Source organism: Burkholderia sp. HI4860, assembly GCF_002223045.2.
Taxonomy (GTDB): Bacteria; Pseudomonadota; Gammaproteobacteria; order Burkholderiales; family Burkholderiaceae; genus Burkholderia.
In genome coordinates, this window is the sequence record NZ_NKFO02000003.1 from 1,110,283 (window position 1) to 1,137,281 (window position 26,999).

Sequence of the window (26,999 nt, forward strand, 5' to 3'; positions counted from 1 at the left end):
AGTCTTACATGCCGCGCTGCGCCCGCCGCCAGCGCCCCGGCGTCGTGCCGAGCACGGCGCGAAACGCCTTGCCGAAGGCGGCTTCGGACTGGTAGCCGACCGCCTGCCCGATTTCCGCCTGACCGCGCTGCGTGTCCTGCAGCAGCGCGCACGCGTGCATCATCCGGATCTGCGCGACGAACGCGCCGACGCTCATCCCGGCCCGCTCGCGGAAATGCCGTGCGTACGTCGCGCGCGACATCGCGGACGCGTCGCCGAGCGACTCGACCGTCCACGGCTTCCCCGGCGCCTGCAACACGGCCTGGACCGACGGGCCGAGCCGCGCGTCGGCCGCCAGCGCCAGCCAGCCGGACGGCACGCGTGCCCCCCGACCGTATGCGCGCAACGCGTACGCGAGCAGCGCCTGGCCGAGCGCGTTCACGATCGCGCCGGCGCCCGGCTGCCCGTTCGACGCCTCGGTGCGCAGCACGCTCGTCAGCAGTTGCAGCGGCGCGAACCCCGACGCCTCGCGCAACCCGACATGCAGCACGTGCGGCAGCGTGCGCATCAGCAATTCGCCCGCGCCGCGCGCATAGACGAACCGCCCGCACAGCAGGTCCACGCTCGCGCCGCCCGGTTCGGCCGGATCGAGATTCGACTTGACCGGCAACACCGCGCCGCCGCCCGCGCCCTGTTCGCGCAGCGCCGCAGCTGGCCGCGATCGGCCGGCCCCGGCGTCGAGCAAGTCGTGTGCGCCGCCCGCGGGCAGCAGCACGAAATCGCCGTCGGCGAGCTGCAGCGTGCGCCCGTCCGCGGTACGCAGCCGGCAGGTTCCGGCCAGCACCAGGTGAAACGCCGCCTCGCCGGACGGCAGCGGGTCGTGCGGCATCGCGAACGGCCCGTCGAGCAGGCAGCGCACGTCGAGCTCGACATGGCTGCGGCCCAGCGACAGGAGTTGACTCAACGCATCCATGAGACGATTGCGCTAAAAATTGACACTCTAGCGTATCGAAACCCTCAGCGCGAGCGATCAGAATAGCCCTGCATCGCCCGAGATCGCGGCACCCGCCGCCCTCCTCACCCCTACTCGAAAGGACGCATCATGCTGAACTGGAACGAATACCGGAAGGAACTCTCGACGCGCATCGGCGAGATCGCCAAGCTGTCGCCCGATACGCTGGCCGGCTACAAGGCGCTGTCAGGCGCCGGCGCCAAGACGGGCCATCTCGACGCGAAGACGCGCGAACTGATCGCGCTCGCGGTCGCCGTCACGACGCGCTGCGACGGCTGTATCGCCGTGCACACCGCGGAAGCGGCCAAGCATGGCGCGACCAAGGAGGAAGTGGCGGAAGCGCTCGGCGTCGCGATTGCGTTGAACGCGGGTGCGGCGCTCGTCTATTCCGCGCGTGTGATGGACGCGCTCGGCGAGTGAACCTGACGGCCGCGGCGCTACCGTCAGGGGGCGCCCGGCCGCATTGGCCACATTGGCCACATTGGCCGCATTGGCCGCATTGGCCGCATGGCCGCGGGGTTGCGTATCGCGTATCCGTGCAGGCAACCGATGTATGAAGATTGGCCAGCCTACCTGCCCGAATGACTGGCCGCGTGCGCCCAGGCACGGATGCGCCGCGAAGTCGGCTACCATGCTGCGAACGATCCATCGTGAAGGAGCGCTCCATGTGCCGCTGGCTCGCCTATACGGGTAATCCGATTCATCTCGAGACCGTCCTGTTCCGCGCGAAGCATTCGCTGATCGACCAGAGCCTGCATTCGGAGCTCGGGGCGACGACCACCAACGGCGACGGCTTCGGCATCGGTTGGTACGGGCGCCCCGACGAACTCCCGTTCCGCTACCGCTCCGTGCATCCCGCATGGAACGACCGCAACCTGCGCGAAGCCGCACGCGCGATCCGCTCGCGGATGTTCATCGCGCACATCCGTGCGGCCACCGACACCCCCGTGCAGGAAACCAACTGCCACCCGTTCCGCCACGGCCGCTGGCTGTTCGCGCACAACGGGCTGATCCGCGATTTCCACAAGCTGCGCCGCGACCTGACGATGAAGGTCGATCCCGCGCTGTTCCCGACGCTCGAAGGCTCGACCGACTCCGAACTGATGTTCCGCCTCGCGCTGACCTACGGCCTCGAGCAGACGCCGCTGCCGGCGCTCGAGCGGATGGTCGGCGTGGTCGAGGAAAGCGCCGCGCGGCATCGCGTGGCCGACCCACTCAACATGACGATCTGCGCGACCGACGGCGAACGGATCATTGCAGTGCGCTATTCGAGCGAACGACAATCGCGCTCGCTGTTCCACAGCACGTCGTTCAAACACCTGCACGAACTGTATCCGCACAACCCGCGCATCGCCGAAGCCGGCGACGACGCGTTCATGGTCGTGTCCGAGCCGCTCGTCGACTTGCGGGGCGCGTGGGAGGAAGTACCGGAGAGCACGGCGATCGTCGCGCAGGGGGCCGATGTGCAGCAGCGGCCGTTCGGGCCGCGGCACAAGTAGCGCGGCGGGCTGTCACTCGCGCCGTCAGGCGCGGCGCGACAACCGCATCCGGATCGAATCGAGTTCAGCGGGCAGCCGACGCGACCGTGCACGCGGACGCGGCAGCGCGGTGAACCCGAGCCGTTCATATAGCGCGCGGGCCCGCACGTTGCGGGTCAGCACGTCGAGCACGACGTCGCGGCTGCCGTCGGCGGGCAATGCGCCGGTGTCCAGCGCATCGCGAAACAGTGCGCTGAAGATCCCCGTTCCGCGTTGCCGCTCGTCGGTCGCGCAATGCGCGACGAGGATCTGCGAACGCTTCGGTGCCGGAATTTCCGTTTCGAGGATCAGCCCGCGCAACAACTGGCCGATCGTGCGGCGCACGCCGAAGAAGCGCGCCAGTGCCCACACGACATGCACGTCGTCGAACATTGTCTGCTGCCCGTCGTGGATCGCCATCACGGCGAGCACGGTGCCGTCGTCGGCGACTGCGACGCGATGCCGGCGCCACGAGAATCGCCCGTAACGCGACCGAAACGCCTGCTGCAAAAACGCGATGCAGCGTGCGTCGCTTTCACCGAGAAAGAACCCGAATTCGGCCACGCCGGACGCAAACACGAGCGGCGCGCATGCCGCCGCGTCGCCCGCATTCGCCGCACGAAACCGCACGCACTCACCAGCGCGCGGCACCGCTTGCGCGAACGCGCCGGCCAGCGTCACGCGCTGCGCCCCGCGAGACGCGACAACACGGCGACCGTCCGGCTGATCTGCTCCGGCTCGTGCGTCGAGCAGATGAAGAAGCGCAGTCGCGCGGCCTTTTCCTCGACGGCCGGATAGAAGATCGGCTGCACGTTGATCCCTTCGTCGAACATCGCATTGGCCCATTGCGCGGCCTTCAGCGAGCTCCCCGTGATCACCGGCACGACCGCGAACCCGGCGCTCGTGCCCGTATTCAGCCCGGCGGCACGCGCCTCGGTCAGGAACTGCCGCCCGCGCGCCTGCAGTTGCGCGACGCGCTCCGGCTCGGCCTGCAGGCGCTCGAGCGCGGCCAGCGACGCTTCGGCGAGCGTCGGCGCGAGCCCGACGCTGTACAGGAAACCCGGCGCCAGGTGGCGCAGCATGTCGACCAGCGGCTGGCAGCCGGCGATGAAGCCGCCGCAGCCCGCCAGCGTCTTGCTCATCGTGCCCATCCACATGTCGACCTGGTCGGGCGCGACGCCGCAGTGCTCGCGGATGCCCTTGCCGGTCGCGCCGAGCACGCCGAGCGAATGCGCCTCGTCGACCAGCAGGAATGCGCCGTGGCGCGTCTTCACGTCGACGAAGCGCTGCAGGTCGGGGAAATCGCCGTCCATGCTGTACAGCCCTTCGATCGCGATCAGCACGTGCCGGTATTCGCGGCGTACGCGCGACAGCAGTTCGTCGAGCGCCTGCCAGTCGTTGTGCGCGAAACTCAGCCGCTTCGCACCGCTCAGCTGCGCGCCCTGCACGATGCTGTTGTGCGCGAGCGAATCGTGGACGACCAGATCGCCGGGGCCGAACAGCGCACCGATCACGGTCACGTTCGTTGCATGGCCGCTTACGAACGCGACACAGTCGTCGGTCTCGTAGAACGCGGCCAGCGCGCGCTCGAGATCGCGCTGCACCGGACGCTCGCCCGCGACCATCCGGCTTGCGGAGGCCGATGTGCCGTAACGGTCGATCGCGGCTTTCGCGCGCGACGACACGGCCGGATCGCCGGCCAGGCCGAGGTAGTTGTAGTTCGCGAAGTTCAGGTACTCGCGGCCGCCGATCTGCGTCGTCGCACCGGCCACGCCTTCATGCACGCGGAAAAACGGCGAGTCGACGCGCAGCTTCTCGCCCATCTCGCGCATGATCCGGACCTGCTGATACTGCGGCATCGATTCGAAGCGACTGCGCGCCGATGCGGTCTGCGCGGCCAGCGTGCCGGGCACACCCGGTGCCGCGGCCGCATCCGTTGCACGCTCCAGTTGCCGCTTCAGCGCTTTCGCCGCCAGTTGCTGGCGAAGATGCTCTCCCAGTGCCATTGCTTCCTTCGCTATATCTCGAAAAGGCGCTATGTTACGCCGCGCATCATGAAAAAGCGTGGTGTCACGCGTCGGGAAACTCGGCCCACTGCCATGCGTCGGGTTGGGCCAGCAACGCATCGACCAGCCGGAAATTCATCTCGTGGCTCGGCCGCAATGCGCTCACGCGCGCCAGCAGCGGCGCGCCGGCCAGCGCGAGATCGCCGACCAGGTCGAGCACGCGATGCCGGACGAACTCTTCCGGCAGCCGCATCCCGCCCAGCACGCGATTGCCGACGATGGACGCCGTGCACGACGGCCGCGCGCCGCGCAGGATCGGCACCCCGCGCAGATAACCGGCGACGATCGCGGGCACGGCCCACTTCACGCGGCCATACGAGCGCGACGGTGCGATTTCGCTCGCGAATGCGGCCGGGGTCAGCGCCCCATCCCAGTGCATGTCGCCGAAGCCGCGCAGGTCGTTGCGCACGCTCAGTTCGTAACGCGGCGCCGGTTCGATTCGCATTTCTCGCCGCTGGTCGCCGTCGTCATCCGTGACGACGACGGGCCGCAGCACGCGGATGAAGCGTTTCGGCGCATCGAGCGCGACCCGGCCGCACGCGCGGATGGCGTCCACCCACGGCGCGGCGCTACCATCGAGAATCGGCACTTCTTCCGCATCGATCTCGACGATCGCGTGATCGATCTCGCATGCAAGCAGCGACGCGAGCAGATGCTCGATCGTGCGAACGCCGACGCCGTCGGCATTGCGCAGCATCGTGCACAGCGGCTGCGCGCGGCGCAGTGCGGGATCGACCGGCAGCGTCGCAAGCGTGCGCCCCTGCGCGACGCGACGGAACGCGATGCCCGTCACGCCCTCTTCCGGACGCCCGGGCAGGATCCGTACACCCACCCGGCGCCCCGTGTGCAGCCCGTGACCGTCGATCGTCAGCGGCCGTGCCAGCGTGCCCTGCCGCGTCGCCCACCCGGACGGCGCGCTCATCGCGCGACCTCCAGCGTCGGCGACGCCTGCCGCGCATCCAGCATCGCGCGCGCCTCGCCGTCGATCGCATGCTTCGCCGCGAGCGCCGCGACGGCCTCCTGCGCGGCATCCGTCGCGGAACCGGCATCCGCATCGGTCGACGCGCCGATCGAATCGACGATACGTCCGGCCAGCGTCGTCACCGACGCGCCCTCGGCAATCGCCATCACCGACAGCTTGACCTCGAACGCTTCCTCGACCGCGAGGCCGAGTTCCATCCCCATCAGCGAATCCATGCCCATGTCGAGCACCGACTTGTCGAGCGCGATGCGGTCCGGCGTCATGTGCAAAATCCGCGCGATCTGCGCCTGCAGCGTCCGCGCCACCAGCGCGATCGCTTCGTCGCGCGGCAACGCGAGCACCTCTTCGCGCAGCTGCGTGCCGCCGTCGCGCGCATCGCCGCCGCTCGCGTGCGATTGCAGCAGCGAATACCGGCGCGCCTTCGCGGCGGGCATCCCGCGCGCTACCGCGTGCCAGTCGAGCCGGACCACGGCCTCGCCGGCCGCGCCCGCGACCAGCGTGCGTTCGAGCGCGACCATCGCCTCGTCGGACGTGATCGACGCACCGCCGATCCGCGACTGCAGCGCCTCGCGCGTATCCGCGTGGCGCGCGAGGAAGCCGACGTCCTCGAGCGGCCCCCAGGCCATGAACGTGCCCGGCAACCCGGCCGCGCGACGATGTTCGACGAGCGCCTCGAGGAAGGTGTTGGCCGCGACGTAGTTCGACTGCCCCGGATTGCCGAGATAGGTCGTCGCCGACGAATAGACCACGAACAGGTCGAGCGGCAACGCGCGCGTCGCGCGATGCAGGTTCCACGCGCCGGCCACCTTCGGTGCGAGCACCGCGGCCATGCGCGCATCGTCGAGATTGCGCACGAGGCCGTCGTCGATCGACATCGCGGAATGCAGCACGCCCTTGAGCGGGCTGCCGCGCCGGACGATCGCCTCGATCATCGCGTCGACTGCCGCGGCGTCGGTCACGTCGCACGACACGACATCGACCGTCACGCCGAGCGTCGTGCGCCAGCGCTCGACTTCCTCGCATGCGGCCGCAGCGAGCTCGCCGGAACGGCTCGCCAGCGTCAGCCGGCGTGCGCCGCGCTCGACCATCCAGCGCGCGCTCGCGAAACCGAGCCCGCCCGTGCCGCCGACCACCAGGTACGTGCCATGCGGATCGAGCGCGAGCGTACCCGCGCGCGTAACGCCGCGCGTCGGGGCCGGCGTGCCGGACGGATAGGTCACGAGCACCTTGCCGATCTGGCGCGCCTGCTGCATGTAGCGGAACGCATCTTCCGCCCGCTCGGCCGGAAACGCGCGATACGGCAGCGGATGCAGCACGCCTGCCTCGAACAGCGCCATCACTTCGCCGAACAGGCGCGCGGTCAGCTCCGGCAACGCCCCCATCAACTGGTCGGCGTCGATGCCGAAATAGCTGATGTTGTTGCGGAACGGCCGCAGCCCGATATGGCTGTTTTCGTAGAAGTCGCGCTTGCCGAGCTCGAGGAAGCGACCGAACGGCCGCAGCGTATCGATGCTGCGCACCATCGCTTCGCCGGCGAGCGAATTCAGCACGATGTCGATGCCCTGTCCGCCCGTCAGCGCGCGAATCTCGTCCGCGAACGCGAGACTGCGCGAATCGAGCACGTGATCGGCGCCGAGCAGGCGCACGAACTCGCGCTTCTCGTCGCTGCCCGCCGTCGCGAACACTTCCGCGCCGAAGTGGCGCGCGAGCTGGATCGCGGCGATCCCGACCCCACCCGCGCCGCCGTGCACGAGCACGCGCTCGCCGCGACGCAGCCGCGCAAGCTCGACGAGTGCGTAGTACGCGGTGAAGAACGTGGTCGGCACGGTCGCCGCTTCCTCGAACGACAGCCGCTCGGGTTTCAGTGCGATCGCTTGCGCGCGCGTCCTGACGCGCGTCGCGAACGAAGCCGGCGCGAAGCCGAGCATCGCGTCGCCCGGCGCGAATGCCGTCACGGCGTTGCCCACCCGCACGACGCGGCCGGACAGTTCCATCCCGATCGTCGCGCCCGCGAAGCCGGTCTCGACCGCCTCATCGGACAAGAGCCCCATCGCATACATCACGTCGCGGAAATTGAGGCCGGTGGCAACGGGCTCGATCTCCACCTCATCGTCACCCAGCGGGCTTTCCGGCAACGCGAACCATTCGAGATTGCGCAACGAGCCCGGCGCGTCGAACGCGAGCATGGCCGCACGCGCGATCGCGCCATCGTTGCGGGCCGCGGCCTGCGCGGCCGTCAGCATGCGCGGCACCTGCCGCCCGTGTGCGCCCAGGACGACCTCTTCCTCGACCGCCGCGCCGGTCAGCTCGCGAATCAGCGCGTCGGGGATCCGGTCCGCCGCCCGATCGACGTCGATCAGGCGGCACGCGAGTTCGGGATGCTCGTTCGCCAGCACGCGGCCGAGGCCCCACAGCGTGGCCTGTTCCGGATGCGCATTCGCGGTCCCGGCGAACGGCGCGCCGCCGCGCGTGACGACGGTCAGCCGCGTGGCCGCGTTCGGCTGCGCACCGAGCGTGCGAACGAGTTCCGCCAGAGCGATCACGCCGTTACGCTGCGCGGCCATCAGGCCATCGCCCGTCGCCGATTCGGCGAGCGGCGTTTCCGGCGCGCAGAAGACGACATGCGCCGGCCGTCCGGCCGGCAACGACGCGATCGCATCGGCCGCGTGCGTGACGTCGACGATATCGGCCGGATAGCCCGCGCGCGCCAGTGCATCGGCCAGCCGCCCGCCGAAACTGCCGGCGGCATCCGGTGCGTGCACGACGAGCCATTGCTCGCTGCGTGCAAGCGTATCGAGATCGCTTGGATCCTCGCCGCGCTGAGCGACCGCGGCGCTCGCGGGGTTACGCGCGATGACGAACGTCGGCGTGCCGTCCAGATCGAGCGATTGCTCGACGTGCCGCACGACGTCGACGAAGCCCGCGCGTTCGAGCGCCGCGTCGAGATCAGCCGGCGCCAGCGGCGCGGGCGCATCGCCTTCCGCCGACGAAGCCTGCGCACCGAATACGATGTCGGAGAAACGGCCACGACGCGACTCGGCCAGCAGCAGCAATCCGCCCGGCGCCAGCCACGACCGCATTGCATTCAGCGCGTCGGCCACATCGTGCCGGCCGCTCAACGCGCGGTTCGCGACGATCAGGTCGTAAGGGCCGGCTTCGTCGGCCGCCAGCGACAACCGCTCGCCCGACTGCAACGCAACCGTGCGCACCGCCGCTTCCGCATCGGCGTCGAACCCGGCCAGTTGGCCGGCAGTCGCGGCGATCGTGTGATCGCAACGTGCGGCCGCGAGATGCATGCCGAGCGTCTGCAGCACGTCGCCGTCCGTCGCGCCCAGCTCGAGCACGCGCAACCGGCGTGCCGGCTGCCATGCGTCCACGGCCTGCTCGACGCTCGCGGCCAGCAACGCATGCACGTGCTGCCACGTCGGCGATGCGGCCAGGAGTTGTTCGACCAGGCTGTGCCCGGTCGGCGACAGCAGGCGGGCGCCGTCCTTCGCGCCATTCAGCACGTCCGGCAACGCCGCGCCGCAATGCGCGAGCAGCGTCAGCTCGGCCACGTGCCCCGGCGATTCGGCCAGCAGCCCGCGCCACAGCTCGTCGAGCGGCGGCAACGCCGCGCACGCCGCGTCGTCGCGCACGAGCAGCGCGCCATCGCGATGAGCGAGGCCGTCCTCGACCAGCATGTCGGCAAGACGTGCAGCCAGTGCCTCACGCCCGGCCGCCGGCTGCCAGGTGCCGGCGAATGCGCCGAGCGCATCGAACGCGCGGAGCGCGTAGAGGCTCGCCAGCACGTCGAGCAACGGCAGGATTTCGGTCAGATGCTGCGTCCGGCGGCCGTCGCGCCCGGCCGCATCGAGCCGCGCGGCTGCATGCGCGAGCAACGCGTCGGGGGCCGGCAAACCGGCTGCATCGACGTCACCCGGCAGCGGCACTTCCTCCAGGCGGTAGACGAAGCGCGCGGGCAGGTTCTGCCGGCGGCCGACGATGTCGACACGCCGGAACCGGCATGCGCCGAGCCGCGCGACGATCGCGCCGCGCGCGTCGAGGAATTCGAAATGCGCGACGATCGAATGCGGGCTGTGGCGGTCGATCCGCACGAGCACCCGCTCGACCGTGTCGCCGCGCAGATAATCGACCCGGCCGATCTGCACCGGCACGTAAGCCGGATGCTCGCCTTCGCGCGCGTGCACCGCCAGCAGTGCGAACAGCGGATGAAACCCGCTGTCCATCAGCGCCGGATGCAGCAGATAGGCGGACAACGCCCGCGCATCGCCGCATGCGGCCGGCACGGCGACGTCGGCCAGCGCCGCGCCGTCGTCCGCGGCGACCCGCACGGTGCGGACCCAGCGGAATGCCGGCCCGTAGCTGAGGCCGATGGCCGCCGTGTTTGCATACAGCGTGTCGCCGTCGGCAGCGGGCAACGCGAGCAGGCGATCGAGCGCGTCGGACGGCACGACGCTCGCCTCGCCGAGCGTGTTGCCGCTTTCCAGCATCCGCCCCGTCACGTTCAGCGTCCATGCCCCGTCGGACATCCGGTCGCGCGTCTCGATCGTGAAGGTCGCGGTACGCGGCTCGATCACGAGCCGGAACAGCTTCGCCTGCTGCGGCTGGAATACCACCGGCGTGCGGATCTCGACGTTTTCGAGCGCCGCATCCGGCGTATCGAAGAAGGTACGTGCCGCGGCGAGCGCCATTTCCACGTAGCCCGCCCCCGGGAACGCCACGCCGCCGTCGACGACGTGATCGGCCAGCATCGGCAGCTTCGCCGGATCGAGCTGGTTTTCCCACGCGAATGCGTGCTCGTGCAGGCGGTAGCCGAGCAGCGGATGCTCGCGACGACGATTGACGAGGCCGTAGCCTTCGACGGTCGGCGTCAGCCAGAAATGGTCGCGCTGCCACGGATAGGACGGCAATGCAGCACGCGATTCGCCCGGCGCGAAGCGGTCGGGATCGACGCTCGCACCGTGCGCGATCGCCGCGAGAATCGCTTGCCGCAGCGTCGCCGCGCTGCCGTGATCGCGCTTGAGCGTCGGCAGCACCACGCCGGTCGCGCCGGCGGCCGAGAATGCCTGCTTCACGTACGTGCGCAGGATCGAATGCGGCGAGACCTCGACGAACAGCCGGACGCCCTGCTCGATCAAATGCGCGATGCCGTCGCCGAAGCGCACCGGCTCGCGAATGTTGCGCCACCAGTAGCGGGCATCGAGCTCGGTGCCGGCCAGCGCGCCGCCGGTCACGGTCGACACGAACGTGCCGTTGCCCGGCTGCGGCCTCAGGCTCGCCAGTTCGGCCAGCACGACCGGCTCGATGCGGTCCATGTGGCTGCTGTGGAACGCGTAGTCGAGATCCAGCATCTGGAAGAACTTGCCGCTGCCGCGCAGCGCGGCCTCCAGCGCCTGCAAGCCCTGCAGCTCGCCCGCGAGCGTCACCGCGTCAGGGCTGTTGATGCCTGCGATCTCGACGCGCCGCGCCAGCCCGTGGCGTGCGATCAATTCGCGCGCCGCCGCGTCGCCGATGCCGACGGCCGCCATCCGGCCGCTGCCGCGTGTTATCGCCTGTGCGCGGCTGCGGATCTTGATTACGCGAACCGCGTCGGCGAGCGACAGCGCACCCGTCACCCACGCCGCGGCAATCTCGCCGACGCTATGGCCGATCGCCGCGTCGTAACGCATCCCGCGCGCGTCGATCACGCGAATCATGCCGACCTGGATCGCGAACAGCAGCGGTTGCGCGTTCTCCGTCGCGGCGAGCCATTCGGCACCCGCGCCGGCCAGCCATTCCGCGCTCGGGCCGCCGCGCATCACGTCGACGAGCGACGGGCTGCCATCGGCGCACCACAGCGCATCGACTTCGTCGAGCGCCGCGCGGAAGACCGTGTTCTCGGCATAAAGCTCGTTACCCATCCCGACCCACTGGCAGCCATTGCCCGAGAACACGAGCGCGGTGCGTACCGCGTCGGCCGGGGCCTGGCCGGTCGCCACGCAAGCTGGCAGCCCTTCCGCTGCCGGCTGGGCCAGTGCCGCCAGCGCCGCACGGCCTTCGCTCACGTCGACCGGTGCAACGACTGCACGGTGTTCCAGCCACTGGCGGCGACGTGCGGCCGCGGCAGCCAGCGCCTGCCAGTCGCCGCCGTTGTCGAGCATCGTCAGATAGCGGCCCGCGAGCGCGCCGAGCGCATTCGCGCTGCGCGCGGTCAGGACGAGCGGAGACAGTTGCGCTTGCGTCGGCTCGGGCGTGGCCGTCGACGCCTCGTTTGCGGCCGGCGCCTCGGTCAGCACGACGTGCGCGTTCGTTCCACCGAAGCCGAACGAGTTGACGCCGACTGTCAGCGGCGCGTCGCCCGCGTCAAGCGGCATGTAGCGATCGACGACGCGCAGACGCCCGCCGTCGAAATCGATCCCGGGATTGGGCGTAACGAAATGCAGCGAGCGCGGCACTGCGCGATGCTTCAGGCACAGCACCGCCTTCAACAGCCCGGCCATGCCGGATGCCGTTTCGAGATGGCCGATGTTGGTCTTGACCGAACCAATGAGCAACGGACGATCCGCCGGGCGCTCGCCCGACACGACGTCGATCAGCGCGCGCGCCTCGATCGGATCGCCGACTGCCGTGCCGGTGCCATGCGCCTCGAGATACGCGAGCGACTGCGGATCGATGCCGGCGCGCGCGTACACGCTGCGCAGCAGCGACGCCTGCGCGGCCGCGCCCGGCACACTGATGCCGCCCGGCGAATGACCGACCGAATTCACGCCGGAGCCGGCGATCACCGCATGGATCGTGTCGCCATCGGCGAGCGCGCGATCGAGCGGCTTGAGCAGCACGAATGCGCCGCCTTCCGAGCGGACATAGCCGTCGCCGGTCGCATCGAACGCGCGGCAACGGCCGCGCGGCGACAGCATCGACGCCTTGGAGAAGCTGACGAAACCGAATGGGTGCAGCAGCAGGTTGACGCCGCCCGCGAGCGCCGTCTCGGCTTCGCCGGATTGCAGCGCCTTGACAGCCTGGTGGAGCGCGACGAGCGATGACGAGCAGGCCGTGTCGACGGACATGCTGGGGCCGCGCAGATCGAACAGGTAGGACACGCGGTTCGACGCGATGCTCAGGGTGTTGCCGGTTGCCGAATATGGATCGATCACGTTCAGATCGTCCATGTTGCGGTTGCCGTAGTCCATGCTGGCGGCACCGACGAAGACGCCGCAGTTGCTGCCGCGCATGTCGGCCGGGCGCACGCCCGCGTCTTCGAATGCTTCCCACGCGAGTTCGAGCAGGAGGCGCTGCTGGGGGTCCATCTGGGCCGCTTCGCGCGGCGAAATGCCGAAGAACGCGGCGTCGAAGCCGGCGACGTTGTCCAGGACGCCGGCCGAGAACGTGTAGCTCTTGCCCGGGTCGCGCTTGGACGGGTGCTGGTAGAAATCGGTGCCGAAACGGTCGGCGGGGATTTCGGTCACTGCGTCGCGTTCGTCGCGCAGCAGTTGCCAGAAGTCGCCAAGGTTGTTGGCGCTCCCGGGAAACCGACAAGCTATCCCAACTATTGCAATCTTACTGTTCATCTTTTATGTCGCTTTCTCGGATGCGCACGGCTGTTGCGTGCGGTTTCCGTCGTCTTGTACCACGCGCAACAGTGCCGGCCCCAGCTCTTCGGCGGCCAAGTTCCGGCATTCGGGAGTAACTGTGCCGTAATTTCGCCAAATAAAGTAATCGCTGCGTTGCGGCGTAACGCCCAACTTCCGGAAAACATGGGGCAGAGCGGGAACGTGATCGCCGTAAAAACAAACGACCGTTTCACGCTTGCTGGTGCGCAGATAATCAATCAGGCGCCCGATCATCGCGTCCGCATTTTCAATGTGCCGCAGATACGCGGTCAGGTCGCGCCAGGATGCGTCCTCGCCGAGAGTATGCCGTGAAGACGATTCTCCAGGCAAAACCTGCTCCAGATGCAGCGGCCCGTGGTTTTCCATGGTCATCGCGAAAATGAAGCGCGGGCGGACATCGTCCGCCGCCTCGAGTTCTGTGATGATCGATTCCGACACCGCGGTGTCCGCCACGTACGGGCCGGCACGGGACGCCGACGCAAAATGGCGGATATCGAGAAAACGCGTGAAGCCGAGTAACGGAAATACCCGGTGGCGCCCGAAGAAATCGGCGTAATAGGGATGAATCGCGACTGTGTCGTAACCGCAACGGTCGAACCAGGATGCGAGTGAAGCGACTTTATTTCTTACGAATGCGTAAGGATAGAAGCGCGCATACCCGAGCGAAAAGGATTCCGTGCCGGTCAGTACCGCGAATTCCGTTCGCATGGTGTTTGCCCCCCACGCAGGCACCGTCATCTCGCCTTGCCAGGCCGCCTCGCGACGCACGTCGTCGAAGCGCCTGAAGAGCCGCGGGTCGACCGCCTTTCCGAGCCGGCGCGCGTCGAAGAACGATTCGCTCTGGATCACGATCACGTCAGGGTATCGCGCAGGCTTGCCCGTTGCGAACGGCCCCGCCGCCACGACCTCGCGGAACCGCCGGAACGTCGCGGGACGCATGCCGTTGAGCAGATAGCCAACGAACACGGCAAAGAAGCCGTGTCGACGCTGGTCGGCGTCGGGATCGAGTGTCAGCGGCACACGGGCAGCCACGAGCACGGCCAGCATGAACGACAGTCCGGCCGTGAGCCAGACCAGCACACGGGAGCCGGCTAGCACGGGGCGCTCGACGACGAAGCCCGCGATCACGAGCACGATGCCGGCACCGATCGCGACAACCTTGCCTGCGCTCAGGAACGGCAGGTAAAGACGGGGATGCGAGAACAACTGGCTGAAAAGGCTCAGATCGGTAAATACGAATGGCTCCCGCAGCGACTCGTACTTCGCATTGCTGACCGCGGCGACCAGGCCAACAAGCGCGAGCGCCGCGCAGGCCGAAAATAGTGGCCGCGACGTCACGGCGAACACAAAGTCGAACAGGAAGACTACGGAAAGAATGTGAAGCACTGACGACAGCAGCGGCCGCCGCAGCGGCGCGCGCGGGACGGCGATCGCATCGACTGCAAACGACAGCGCAACGGCGGCCGCCAGAGTCACGGCAAGACGCGCGCTCAATTGACCCGGTCCTTCGACGGCAGATAGGACAGGCGGTCGAGGATCGCGTCGGCGAGTGCGACAGGCAGCAACGGCAGGAGGCGCATGCCGAACGCGAGCAACCCGGGAAATGCGATCTCGTTTCGGCCCGCATCGAGCCGTCGGCGGATGTAAGCGGCCGAACGCTCGGCGCTCCAGAGGAACGGCTTGTCTCCGGGAAACACGTCGCTCATCGCCGTCTTCACGAAACCGGGCAGAATGACCGTGACACCCACACCATCACGCGCGAGCAGCGGGCGCACGGAATCGCCATAGGCCTTGATCGCTGCCTTGCTCGCGCAATAGGCCGGCGAGATCGCCATGCCGCGCAACGCGGCGATCGAACTGACCATCGCGATCCGACCGCGCTTGCGCGCGCGCATCCGGTCGACAACCGGCAGGACGGTATGCAATGCGCCGTAGAGATTGGTGTCGATGACGCGGGCCGTTCGTTCCAGGCCTTCCCAGTCGCTCACATCGGAGATCGTGCTGGCCACGCCGGCGTTCGCGATCAAGAGGTCGATCGGGTGACGGGTGTCGAAATCGGTCAACCAGGCGGCAATCGACGCCGCATCGCGTACGTCGATCGTGCCCGTGTGGACCCTGGCGCCGCGCGCCCGGCAGGCGGACGCCGTTACATCGACCTCGGTGGGGTTGCGGCCAACGATACCGAGCGTTGTGCCGGGCTGCGCATAGGCGAGCGCCAGCGCACGGCCGAGGCCGGCACTCGCGCCGGTGATGACGATGCTGGACGGCAGTTGATCAGGCATCCGCGCGATCCAGGCGCTCGACCGCTCCCGCGACCGCCATCTCGATGCCGGTTCGGGTGTAGAAATCGCCGTTGATTTGCGTGTGATGCATCACGTAGTCGAGGAAAGCCTGGTACAGCACGCTGTCAGGCGGCCCGGCGTCGCGCCAGAATGCGTCGAGCCCGCCCTGCCACGTCAGCCCCGGCATATCGTAGATCGCCGTGCCAAGGGCGATCAGAGGCCGCCGATGGTGCAGCGCGGACAGCCCAACCGTACTGTTGACCACGACGACGCCACGCGCGTGCTCGAGCAGCGTCGGCAGATGACCTGCGTCGACAAACCTCAGACGGGCTTCGATCCCGAGTTCCGCTGCACGTTGACGCACATGACGACGATAGTCGATCAGCCCCGTATCGAGCGGGTGATTCTTGATGACGAGATGCATGTCCTCCCGTGCATTCCGGGTGAATGACGCGAGTACCTGGTCAATTGCGGCCAGCACGCCATCGAATGGCGAGTGAGCGACGATCTGGGCATCGGAATTCAATTGTAGTGGGAACAGGTAGTACGGATGCCTTGCCACCAGCAATTCGTCCGTGACCTGCGCCGCTTCGCTCGCGTAGCGCCGCTTGCTCAGCATGCGGCTCGCCAGCCCCAAGTATTCGACCAGCCCATTGCGCGGCCGATGGCTGCGGTAATGCGGGAAGCGGGCCGCATAAAGCGTATTGGCGACGCGATAGCTGATATCGTGAAACGCGCGCTCGTAGAGGTTGTAGCCGGTCGGCTGACCCGGCTCGCTCGACGGCGTGCTGACGCGCCGGTCGAGATACCACGACGGATCACGCGGCAACCGGGAGCGGCCGTTGACACCATGTCGCTCGAGCGTCAGCCAGTGCGGCCGGATATAGCCTTCTTCGAACACGTGCACGTTCAGCCCGCCGGCCTGCGCTATGTCATGCATGGGTCGATGAATGTCGCGGCAGTCTCCAAACATGATGACGTCCGAAATATCCTTTGAACGCACGATCTGCGCGTACCAGTCAGGCAAGCCCGCCGGCTCGCCACGGTAATCCAGCGCCGCGTTCGCGCCGCCATACAGGAGATCGCCGCCGCAGAAATTGACCCGGTGCGTCGCATGCCCACGCCCGCGCAGCGCGCCGGACAAACGACTGAAAAAAGGTGAAGCCGTGCCCTGCAATACAAGAAACGAGCGAGACATCGAATGTCGACCGACAAAACGAGCCCCGCCGAGCATGTCGACGGGTCGACTCGAACTCGGCCCAGGCTCTCCATTGAATAACAGCGGGCACTGTCAGCCGCTCCGGGAGACGCGAATATAGCATTGAGGACGCAATAAATACAGACCGTGCCAAATAGCCACAAGTTGGCGGATTTCGCATCGGATCGTTATAATCAGCGGCCCCGGGCACTTTAAGCCGCCCGACGGAATCCTGCCGGCGCGATGCGCGCCAATTCCTAACTAATTCCTTACCCGGTGGGCCGTGCAGCCTCCCCACGAAGGCTGCAAAAAATACTGCCGTGGAATAATTGCTTGTCATGCTTGACCGACATTCTGCTCTTTTGTCATAAATTCGCCACAGTATTTTTGTGGAGTTCAAAGAGCCAATCAGTCTGGATGAGAGAAGTTGGTGGAAAACGTATCAGGTAGCACGGCGACATCGCCCGCGCAGCGGCCTGGAAAACTCGGTGCGCGGATCAAGAAGATCAATCGGCTGTTCGCCGCGACGGTTATCCTCCCGACGGCCATTGCAACACTTTACTTCGGCCTGATTGCATCCGACGTCTACGTTTCGGAATCGCGCTTCGTCGTCCGTTCCGCGTCGCGCCAGACGCAGACGAGCATGGTCAGTGCGCTCCTGCAAGGCACGACCTTCGGGAAGGCGCAGGACGACACCTATTCCGTAATCGACTACATCCAGTCCCGCGACGCGTTGCGGGAACTGAACCAGCACAACTACATCGTCGACGCATACTCACAGCGCGGCGATTTCGTCAGTCGCTTCCACAGCTGGATCGACAACAGCTTCGAATCGCTGTGGAAATACTACGGCCAGCACGTCGTGACGGTCGACTTCGATTCGGCATCGGCGATCACGACGCTACAGGTGCGCGCCTACACGGCGCAGGACGCGGCCAGAATCAACTCGACGCTGCTCGACATCAGCGAACACCTGGTGAACCGTATGAACGAGCGGGCGGCCACCGACACCGTTCAGTTCGCGCAGGCCCAGGTCGAACTCGCCACCGCGAAGGCCAAGGACGCGGCAGCGGCGATGGCGACCTATCGCAATTCGCACACGGTCTTCGATCCCGACAAGCAGTCGGCGCTGCAGTTGCAACAGGTCACCTTGCTGCAGAACCAGATGCTCGCGGCGCGTTCGCAACTGCTGCAGCTCCTCGCGATCTCGCCGCAGAACCCGCAGATTCCGGTCCTGAAGACCAACATCGCGGCGCTCGAAGCACAAATCAAGGATGCCACCGGCAATGTCGCGGGCGGCAAGGGCTCGCTGTCCGACAAGGCTGCCGCATACGCACGCCTGCAACTGGATTCGCAATTCGCCGACAAGCAGCTCGGGTCCGCCATGTCGGCCCTCGAGAATGCGCGCGCGGAAGCCCAGCGGAAGCAGTTGTATCTCGAGCGGCTCGTCCAGCCGAACACGCCCGACGTGGCGATCGAACCGAAACGCCTCAAGCGGATTTTCGAGGTATTCGCTGTCGGCATGATTGTCTGGGGTGTGCTGAGCCTGCTGCTGGCAGGCGTACGCGAGCACCACGACTGATCGGAGCGCACGGTGACACACGACACACCGCTCTACCGCTCGTTCCAGATTCAATGTCGCGTGGTTGGCGCGTTGCTGATGCGCGAGATTCTGACGCGCTATGGCCGACACAATCTCGGGTTCCTGTGGGTTTTTCTGGAGCCGATGTCATTTACGCTGGGCGTGACCGCGCTTTGGACGGCAACCAAGGCCACCCACGGCCTCGATCTGCCGATCACGGCATTCGCGGTCACCGGCTATTCGACCATCCTGCTTTGGCGGAACTGCGCGAACCGCTGCGCCCTTGCCATCGAACCGAATCAGAGCCTGCTCTACCACCGCAACGTGCGGGTAATCGATTTCTTCATCGCGCGCCTGCTGGTCGAGATATCCGGTGCGACGATGTCGTTTCTGTTCCTGTCGATCTTTTTCATCATGTTCGGCATGATGGATCCGCCTCACGACATCTCGCTAGTGTTGGGCGGGTGGATCTTCCTCGTCATACTGGGCTCGGGTCTCGGCCTCACGATCGGCGCACTCAGCGAGCGCAGCGAAACGATCGACCGTCTCTGGCATACCGTCGCCTACCTGCTGTTTCCGCTGTCCGGCGCGGCCTTCATGGTCCAATGGTTGCCTCCCGCCGCGCAGAAGATCGTGCTGTGGATTCCGATGGTGCACGGCTCGGAAATGCTTCGTGCAGGTTACTTCGGCTCACTCGTGAAACCCCATTACGATGTCACGTACATGGTGATCTCGGATCTTGTCCTGCTGCTGATCGGGCTGTGGCTCGTGCGTGATACCAGCCTGCGAGTGGAACCAGAATGATCGAACTCACTAACGTCATCAAGACTTACCACACGCGCCAAGGCAGACGCACGGTCCTGGATCGTATCAACCTGCGGGTCGACAAGGGTCAGAAGCTGGGGATCCTCGGCCGCAACGGCGCCGGCAAATCGACGATGATCCGCATGATCAGCGGTGCCGAGTTGCCGACGTCCGGCCGGGTGGCGCGCGCCATGAGCGTGTCCTGGCCGCTCGCATTCGGCGGCGCATTCCAGGGCAGCCTGACCGGCATGGACAATCTGCGCTTCATCTGCCGCGTCTATGGCGCCGACGCGGCGCAGGCGGAACCATTCGTTCAGGAGTTCTCGGAATTGGGCTACTACCTGCGCGAGCCCGTCAAAACCTACTCGGCGGGGATGCGCGCGCGGCTGGCTTTCGCGATCTCGATGGCCATCGAATTTGATTGTTTCCTGATCGACGAGATCATCGCCGTCGGGGACAGTCGGTTCCACGAGAAATGCCACCACGAACTGTTCGAGCGACGCCGCGACCGCTCGCTGATCATCGTCAGCCACGATGCAGGCTACATCCGGCAGCACTGCGATCATGCGGCGGTCCTCGTAGAGGGCAAGCTGCATACTTTCGACGCGATCGACGACGCCTACTCGTTTTACCAGAATACGATTCATCAATGACGGTCGGATCGCTCCGATAACGCAAGACGTGCGCGCAATTCGCCCCTCCCTGCTGGTTCGCCTGCAATGCAACCTGGCGACGAAACTTCCGTCGCTGCTGATGGCCATAACGCGTCGCTACCTGCGAGGGCGCGCAGTACATAGGGCTGCACCGGATGCACATCGCACACGCCAGTTGCTGATCGATGTCTCGATCATTGCGCGACATGATGCAGGCACGGGTATCCAGCGCGCCGTACGCTCGCTATCACAGGAACTCCTGAAAGCGCCGCCGCCCGGATTCGACGTGCGTTTCATTCATGCGACGCGCAAGCGCTCCTATCGCTACGCGCATGCGTACACGGCAGCACTGACCGGTGCGGCAGTAGCCGATACATCCGACGAGTTGGACGCCCGGCCGGGCGATCTATTCATCGGCCTGGATCTCGCGAGCCGCATCCTGCCGGCGCGGCGCACCGATCTCGTCGCGCTGCAATTACGCGGCGTGCGGTGCGCATTCGTCGTCTACGACCTACTGCCCGCCACACATCCGTCCTGGTTCACCAAACGCTCATCGACGGCCTTCCGCAAATGGCTCGCAAGCCTTGCGTTGCACGCCGATGCGCTGTTCTGCATTTCCGACGCCGTCGCCCAAAGCACCCGTACGTGGTTTCGCACCCACTACCGGCTGCCGGCCGGCACGCCCGCCGTCGATTGGTTTCATCTTGGCGCCAATTTCGATGCATGCCCTGACGAACCGGCACGGCCAGCGCGCGCGATATCGCCCGCTGAGCCCGTGACATTGCTGATGGTGGGAACGATCGAGCCACGCAAGGGGCACGCACTCGCGCTCGGCGCACTCGAGATCCTGTGGGCGCGCGGGATACCCGTCAGGCTGGTTGTCGTGGGCAGAGAGGGCTGGCGTGCAGATGACATCGTCGAGCGCCTGCATCATTGCGAGCAGATCGGTCGTCCGCTGACCTGGCTGCGAGACAGCAACGACGCGATGCTGGAACAACAATATCGTGACGCGCACGGTGTGCTGATGGCATCCGAAGCCGAGGGATTCGGCCTGCCGCTCGTCGAGGCCGCTCGTTACGGACTGCCCGTACTGGCGCGCAATCTCCCGGTCTTTCGAGAGATCGCGGGATTGAACGTCGAATATTTCGATTCGGTAACCGCGACCGCGTTCGCGGACGAGTTGGCGGGATGGGTGGAAAAGGTTCGGGCCGGCATTGCGCCCGACAGCCGGCAGATCCGGCCGCTGACGTGGCGCGAAAGCGCCGCATGCTTTAGTGAGCTGATCAGCGGCCTCGATCACATGGAACCGCTCACGCACTGAGCGCGCGAGCGGTTCCATGTGTCAGCCAACCTGGAAGTTGGCAATCGCCTCCTCGTCGCACACGATGTTTGCGAGCTCGCGATGCGCGCGAATCGCTGCGTCGGATTTCGCATCGTCGGACGTCATGTAGTGACTCAGGAAGAGGCGCATGACATGCGCCACGCCCGTCTCCGTCACTGAGCGGAGATCCTCCTCGAAGTAAGCGCCCCGCGTGTACGCCCCCGTAATGATCTCGTAGGACGGGAAATACTCAACGTGCGCATTCGCCGCACGGATCTCATCGGCCGCCACCCGCAACACGGACTTGCTGTAGGTGGTCGACGTCAGCACATGTCGCGGCTCGAAAGTTGCGATCAAAGGAACTGGAGATACCGTCAGGATCACCTTGGCGGCCGGATTGATCACCCGCAGCAGATCGAGGAACGCCTGCACGTCCGCAACCACTTCGCCAGCGGTGAAGTTGACAAACTCGTAGCGTTCGGGATCCATGCTGCCGCCCGCAACGCCTGGCGCAAGCGGATAAACCGCGCCGTCCTCTTTCGAGCGCCAGCCTTCAGTCAGGCCGAGCGTGAAGACGAGCACATCCATCTGTTCGAACATCGCCCTGACAGCCGCGAAGTGCACGTCCCTCGCACGCACCAATTCATCGAGGTCGGCGAATCCGTCCGGCTCGATTTGCGGTCGGAAGGGATCGACCAGACGCCCATCGTCGCGAGTCCAGTAATGCTCCGCCGGAACGAAATCGCCGTTGATACGCTGGATCAACTGCAGAAGCTGACGCGCAGTATAGACATTCCCATAGCGCGCGGAGAATACGCCGAAATTGCGTGCATGGGCCTGCGAAGCGTCGAGCTCCGGCGGCGCCGTCTCACTGACAAGATAATTGAAGCCGTTCGCGCTCAGGGTTCGCGCGATGTGCTGGGCAAAGCAGCTGCCGGCGGTTGCCACCTTCTGCTCACGCGCAACCGTGAAGCGCGGAAGCGAAACCGGATCGACATCCTGCATCGCCGGCTCGGCGACCGCACGTTTCCAGAAATGGAAGTCCGGCAGGCCGCGATAAGGATTACCCTTCCCCGCTGCGTGCTTGACGCGCCCCTGCGGTTCGATCCGCTCCCCGCTCGCGGTGAAGCCGAGCAGGCGGTCGTACTCTTCGAGACGGAAATTCAGCGGCTCGAGCGTATCGCGCTGGAACTCCGCGTAATGGGCCACCGATCCCTCAACGAACTGCCGCAGGCTGATCGTGCCGTGCGGCTCATGGCGCTTGAACGCATAGTCACCCGACAAACCCAGCGACTCGGCAATCTCGGGATATATCGGCCAGACAGGCATCGTGCGCAAGTCGTCGACCACATAGCGCGCGGCGTTGCGACTTTGAATCTCGATGCCGAGCTTGGTGAGCAGATCCGCGGAGACATCCGCAATCACATGAATCGACGGATGGTTGAACGAGTACATGAAACAACCGGACTTGGACCAGTTGTCGATGCGCTCCGAGAGCGGCAGGCCAATTTCGTCGGCCTCCTGAAGAAAGGCCGCCTTCGCCGTAGGCCATGCATCCAGATAGCCGAGCCGCGAGAACGTCTCGTGCCCGAACGATGCAACGATCTCGTCGACCGACAACCCGCGCACATAGCCATGCAGCACGATCGCCGAATTGTAGTGAGCCATCGGCGTGTAGACCGTATCGACCTTGCCGTCGTGCCGGATTCCGCGAACGTACGTCATGTCCGGATGAAAAGCCGGGAACGCGAAGCTCGGGAAATAGTGAACCTTGTGCGCATATTCGGGTGCGATATGCGGCTCGATCATTTTCTGCGCCAGCACGACATCGTAGTCACGCAGAAGATCGCTCAGTTGCACACTACCGTCCCAGAGCTTGGTGATCACGACAAACTCGATGTCCAGCGTCGCATTCATCGCCATCAGGCACTTCGACAGACCTTCACCCTGGCAATTCGAAACAATCGCGATTTTCATATCGGAAATTCACTTGTCATGTGTTCAGAATTCGCGTGTCACGCGAGCGCCCGTGTCGCCACGCGCCACCCGCAACTGCACATGCCATTAGCGCAAACCTTCCTCGGTTGCCGCAACGAGCATCTCGCGCATCACGTCCGTAATCGGCTGCAACGGCCGGCGATCCGGCAGCAGACGATCGAGCTTCTCAGTGCTACCGAGCAGGCGGAACACCTCGTTGGCACGCATGAATTCCGGCGCGGCAACGACTTCGATCTTGTGTCCGCAGATGTCCGCAATCACGTCGAGCAATTCCTGCACCGACGTCCCGCGCCCCGAACAGATATTGACCACTTCACCGTACGACGCGTCCTGCCCGATCAGGCTGGCCAGTATGTCACAACATGAATGAACGTCGATGTAGTCGCGCACCGGCTCGAGACGGCCGAGCCGGATCGACGGCTCGCGCCGCGCGAAATGCCGGACCAGCTTCGGTACGATGAAGGAGCTGCTCTGCCCGACGCCGATCAGGTTGAATGGGCGCGCGATCGTGATGTCGTGCCGATCGCCGAAATTGCTGACGACCCGCTCGCACGCGAACTTGCTGATGCCGTAGTGACTGACCGGTAAAGGCGCCAGATCTTCCGACAGCAGGCTGGTCTTCTGATTGCCGTAGACACCCGCCGTGCTGACGAATATGAACCGGCGCCGGCTGCCGAGCGAATCGACCGCCTGCATCAGGTTCTCCGTACCGACGAGATTGGTCTCGTAGTATTCGAGCGTTGCGCCCTGCGTCACCGATGACAGTGCCGCGAGATGAATCACGACATCCGGATCGGCCGCGCGCACCACTTCGTGCACCCGATCGCGATCGCGCAGGTCGCATACCTCGGCACCGTCGCCGCCACGCGTCGTGGTTCCGACGACCGTGTGCCCCAGTTCCCTTAGTTGATGGACGAGATGCCGTCCGACGAAACCTGTTGCGCCCGTCACCAAAATTGAAGCCATCGTGACCCTCTCTCTCCGATTCGTTATGCCGACCGCGTCAGCGTCGATGCCGCCGCCGATCGTGCTTCATTGGCCCGCACCTTTTCGGCGTGGGCTTCGTACAACGCGTCGAGCAGCATTTCTGTCGACTGTTTCCAGGTGCGCGGCTTCCAGTCGCGCCTGATGTGCATTTCCCGCTTCGCCACGGCTTCGGGATGCGTGATGTAGTAACCAATACGATCCGCCCACGCGAACGTATCCAGCGGGTCGACATACTCGACTAGGTCGCGCCCCGTCTCGCGCAACGGATCGACGTCCGCCGTCAGGCAGAACTTGCCGTAGCTGAGGCTCTCGGGCAACGTCAGGCTCCATCCCTCGTAGAACGACGGAAGCAGCGTGAATCGGCAATGCCGGTACAGCACATCGAGCTCCTCGTCGGTCGGGCTGATCAGCAGGATACGGTCCTTCATCCGCGCATCCGCGCGGAGAATCGTCAGGAAATCAGTGGATTTCCAGCCCTCCTTGCCGATGAACACGAGTTTCGGCAGATTGGTCTGGCCACGCGCATACAGCGTCACGTAGGCCTTGTACAACGTCTCGTGATTCTTGCGCGGCTGAATGGTTCCGACAGTCATGATGAAATCGCGGCCCACGCCAAGCCGGTCGAGCACTGCCTGATCCTCCACGTTCGTGCCGCGATGCTCAACATTGATGTCCGAGCCGAACTCCATGTAGTCGCTTCGCGGCGTCTTCCAGCCGTTCTGCTTCTGGATCGCGATGCCATCGCGCCGGGCGGTCTGGCCACCGTAGACGATGTGGTCGAAGTTCTGCGACGCGAATTCCACGAAGCGGTGATAGCCCTCGCAGGTCTCGGGCTGGTGCAGGTGCGGTACGAGCAGCGGCGTCAGGTCGTAGATCAGTTGGGAGGCGACGACCGCATTTCCTTGCCGGCTGGCGCGCGCCGCGGCGCTCATCAGCTTCTGCTCCCATTCGATGCCGGCGAAGAACACGATCGAGTTGTCCGGGAATTCGTGAATGATCGCCGGGTGACCTTCATATGCGCCATGCGACGCCCGGAACGGGCTGCGATAACCAGTGCCGTCAGCCTCGTGCTTGTGCCAGAAATCGTGGAAGCTCTTGTACGCGACCGTCAGATCCGAATCGTTGAACAGCCACAGCAGCATGTCGTGCGGAATCTCGAACATGTGGCCATGATCGTGCGCGAAGAAGTGCGTATTCGGTGCCAATTCACGCAGATAGCGAGCGAACGTGAGCTCGGCGCGAATGATGCCGTTGACGCCCCCCTGCCAATGGAGATACGTCAGCGTCAGATCCATCCAGATTTCGGGCTCCCGACGCGTCGGCACGGCAGTCGCCACGAAGCGCTTCACGTGCTGGTGAATCGCCTGCGCGGTGTCCTTCCACGTCGTGATGGTCCAGTCTTCCGCGATACGACGCTCGTAGCGATGCAGCGCAGCGTCGTCGGTGGCGTAATGCAGGATCTTGTCGGCCCACGAGCGCGCATCCCACGGCGATGCGTAATCGATCAGGTCGCGACCGATTTCCCGCAGCGGCGGCGTATCGGCGGACAGGCAGAACTTGCCCTGGCTCAGGCTTTCCGGCAGCGTCAGGCTCCAGCCCTCATAGAGGCTCGGCAGGACAGTGAAGCGGCAATGCTTGTAGAGCGCCGCGAGTTGGCTATCGGTCGGAGACAGTCGCAGCACCTTGCCCACCAGACGGGGATCGCGGTCGATCGAATCGACGAGATCAGCCACCTGCCCAAGCTGCCGCCCGCAGATGACCAGTTGCGGGGTGTCTTCCGGCCGCTCGGCGAGCGCCATCAGATAAGCACGGTACAGCGTATCGTGGTTCTTGCGCGGCTCGATCGAACCCACCGTGATGATGAACGGACCGGTAATGCCGACTTCCTCGAGGAGCTTGGCGTCCTGCGACGAATCGGTCGACTTCATGATGTCCGAACCGAACTTGACGGCCTCGCCAGGCGGCGACGGCCAATTCATTTCCGCCTGAAGCGCACGCGTGTCCTTCTTCGCCGTTTCACCGCCGAACAGCGTGAAGTCGGCGGTCTCCGAGATCCACTTGATGTAGCCCTCGAACTTGTTCTGGCCGATCTCCGAGTACAGATGGCGCGTCTCCGGACGCAACAGGATGATGTCGTATATCAGGTAGACCACGAAGATGTGCGGGAACGCCGCCTTCACCTTCGAGAAATAGGCTTCCTTCTGGCTGTCCATCCAGCCCACGCTGACCACGACGTCTCCTGCGCAATACGGATGGTGGAGCGTGCGCGGGTCGGGCAGGTCAACCTGCACGCTGCGCGCTGTCGACGGCTGGCCGGCTGCCTTGCCGGACTGATAGCGGTCGAAGAACTTCATGTACGCGTCAATGACGTTCGGAGCATCGAATAGCCACGCAAGCTGCTCGTCCGGAATCTCGACGAACCCGTTACCCTTTTGCATCGAGAAGCGCACGTTCGGGTCGGTCTTCTTCAGGCCCCAGGCAATTTCAAGTTCGGCGCGCACGATGCCGACCACGCCGCCCGTCCATTCCATCGACGTCGTCAGGTCGAACCAGAACACCGGCTGGTTGCGCGGCGTCGCGCGCGTGGGGCCGCGACGGCCGGAATCAACGACCGCGGGGGGCGGGGCGACCGGCGCAGCAGGGGCAGGCGTCTGCACCGGAGAAGCCGCGAGAGCAGGCGATGCGACGCCCGTTCTTGCCGGTGCCGGACGCGAGCGAAACAGTCGCAGCAGGGACTTCATCGGCGCGCGAGCCGCCAGATAGCGCGCGACGAACGCGTCGAGCCCTTCCATTTGCACGCGGTGCTGCTGCCCCTCCGCCGACAGATGCAGATCCGCGATCACGCGCGCCTTGCCGTCTGCGCGACCGAGCAGCCCGAGGTAATGCTGGCGGCCGCCCGCATCCGGCGCGCGCCCCAGCAAGGTCCGATAGGCGCGATCGACGAATGCTTCTCCGTCGAGAGCAAGGAGTTGCTCAACAGTCGCCCAGTTCGGCGTGTGGATGTCGTGGTGGTGATTGCTCATGTT

At 65.7% G+C, this 26,999-nt stretch carries 17 protein-coding genes; 6 read left to right on the top strand and 11 right to left on the bottom strand.

Annotated features, from left to right (window positions below; translation table 11 throughout):
• Nucleotides 1-4: 4 nt before the first annotated feature.
• Nucleotides 5-952 carry an AraC family transcriptional regulator gene (locus CFB34_RS20500; RefSeq protein ID WP_089439308.1) on the bottom strand — a complete coding sequence of 316 codons (948 nt, stop codon included), beginning with the start codon at nt 950-952 and terminating at the stop codon, nt 5-7.
• Nucleotides 953-1,081: 129 nt separating this feature from the next.
• On the opposite strand from CFB34_RS20500, the gene CFB34_RS20505 reads away from it, so the two are divergent.
• Nucleotides 1,082-1,411 (top strand): carboxymuconolactone decarboxylase family protein, encoded by a 330-nt coding sequence (locus CFB34_RS20505; RefSeq protein ID WP_011351062.1) that lies wholly within the window; start codon nt 1,082-1,084, stop codon nt 1,409-1,411.
• A 245-nt stretch (nt 1,412-1,656) separates the two neighbouring features.
• A complete protein-coding gene (locus CFB34_RS20510; protein ID WP_089439307.1) occupies nt 1,657-2,490 on the top strand; it encodes a class II glutamine amidotransferase in 834 nt (277 codons plus the stop codon).
• A 24-nt stretch (nt 2,491-2,514) separates the two neighbouring features.
• Here CFB34_RS20510 and CFB34_RS20515 read toward each other — a convergent pair whose 3' ends face one another.
• From CFB34_RS20515 to CFB34_RS20545, 7 genes are all read right to left on the bottom strand, one after another.
• Entirely contained in the window at nt 2,515-3,189 is a 675-nt protein-coding gene (locus tag CFB34_RS20515) for a GNAT family N-acetyltransferase (RefSeq protein ID WP_089439306.1), read from the bottom strand.
• Complete coding sequence (locus CFB34_RS20520) at nt 3,186-4,514, bottom strand: aminotransferase class I/II-fold pyridoxal phosphate-dependent enzyme (protein ID WP_039361294.1); 1,329 nt, start codon at nt 4,512-4,514, stop codon at nt 3,186-3,188. Before CFB34_RS20520 ends, CFB34_RS20515 begins: the two co-directional genes overlap by 4 nt.
• 64 nt (nt 4,515-4,578) lie before the next feature.
• Entirely contained in the window at nt 4,579-5,496 is a 918-nt protein-coding gene (locus CFB34_RS20525) for a UDP-3-O-acyl N-acetylglycosamine deacetylase (protein WP_089439305.1), read from the bottom strand.
• Nucleotides 5,493-13,106 carry a type I polyketide synthase gene (locus tag CFB34_RS20530; protein ID WP_089439304.1) on the bottom strand — a complete coding sequence of 2,538 codons (7,614 nt, stop codon included), beginning with the start codon at nt 13,104-13,106 and terminating at the stop codon, nt 5,493-5,495. Before CFB34_RS20530 ends, CFB34_RS20525 begins: the two co-directional genes overlap by 4 nt.
• 3 nt (nt 13,107-13,109) lie before the next feature.
• Nucleotides 13,110-14,642 carry an LTA synthase family protein gene (locus tag CFB34_RS20535; protein WP_089439303.1) on the bottom strand — a complete coding sequence of 511 codons (1,533 nt, stop codon included), beginning with the start codon at nt 14,640-14,642 and terminating at the stop codon, nt 13,110-13,112.
• Entirely contained in the window at nt 14,639-15,430 is a 792-nt protein-coding gene (locus CFB34_RS20540) for an SDR family NAD(P)-dependent oxidoreductase (protein ID WP_089439302.1), read from the bottom strand. The genes CFB34_RS20535 and CFB34_RS20540 overlap by 4 nt, the downstream gene beginning before the upstream one ends.
• A complete protein-coding gene (locus CFB34_RS20545) occupies nt 15,423-16,628 on the bottom strand; it encodes a capsular biosynthesis protein (RefSeq protein ID WP_089439301.1) in 1,206 nt (401 codons plus the stop codon). The genes CFB34_RS20540 and CFB34_RS20545 overlap by 8 nt, the downstream gene beginning before the upstream one ends.
• A gap of 430 nt (nt 16,629-17,058) precedes the next feature.
• Here CFB34_RS20545 and CFB34_RS20550 point away from each other — a divergent pair, with 430 nt between their 5' ends.
• From CFB34_RS20550 to CFB34_RS20565, 4 genes are all read left to right on the top strand, one after another.
• Nucleotides 17,059-18,210 carry a hypothetical protein gene (locus CFB34_RS20550; protein WP_089440355.1) on the top strand — a complete coding sequence of 384 codons (1,152 nt, stop codon included), beginning with the start codon at nt 17,059-17,061 and terminating at the stop codon, nt 18,208-18,210.
• A 12-nt stretch (nt 18,211-18,222) separates the two neighbouring features.
• A complete protein-coding gene (locus CFB34_RS20555; RefSeq protein ID WP_071334883.1) occupies nt 18,223-19,014 on the top strand; it encodes an ABC transporter permease in 792 nt (263 codons plus the stop codon).
• Complete coding sequence (locus CFB34_RS20560; RefSeq protein ID WP_089439300.1) at nt 19,011-19,667, top strand: ABC transporter ATP-binding protein; 657 nt, start codon at nt 19,011-19,013, stop codon at nt 19,665-19,667. Before CFB34_RS20555 ends, CFB34_RS20560 begins: the two co-directional genes overlap by 4 nt.
• Before the next feature lie 175 nt (nt 19,668-19,842).
• Nucleotides 19,843-20,988, top strand: a complete 1,146-nt coding sequence (locus CFB34_RS20565; RefSeq protein ID WP_089439299.1) for a glycosyltransferase family 1 protein — start codon at nt 19,843-19,845, stop codon at nt 20,986-20,988.
• A gap of 21 nt (nt 20,989-21,009) precedes the next feature.
• Here the strand turns inward: CFB34_RS20565 and CFB34_RS20570 are convergent, their stop codons facing one another.
• The 3 genes from CFB34_RS20570 to CFB34_RS20580 form a co-directional block, all read right to left on the bottom strand.
• Entirely contained in the window at nt 21,010-22,965 is a 1,956-nt protein-coding gene (locus CFB34_RS20570; protein ID WP_179243616.1) for a GSCFA domain-containing protein, read from the bottom strand.
• Between the two features lie 87 nt (nt 22,966-23,052).
• Nucleotides 23,053-23,952: an NAD-dependent epimerase/dehydratase family protein gene (locus CFB34_RS20575; protein ID WP_089439298.1), complete on the bottom strand. Its 900-nt coding sequence runs from the start codon at nt 23,950-23,952 to the stop codon at nt 23,053-23,055.
• A 23-nt stretch (nt 23,953-23,975) separates the two neighbouring features.
• The gene (locus CFB34_RS20580) at nt 23,976-26,996 is read right to left on the bottom strand and encodes a glycosyltransferase (RefSeq protein WP_179243615.1); all 3,021 of its coding nucleotides are present in this window, start codon (nt 26,994-26,996) and stop codon (nt 23,976-23,978) included.
• Between the last annotated feature and the right edge of the window lie 3 nt (nt 26,997-26,999).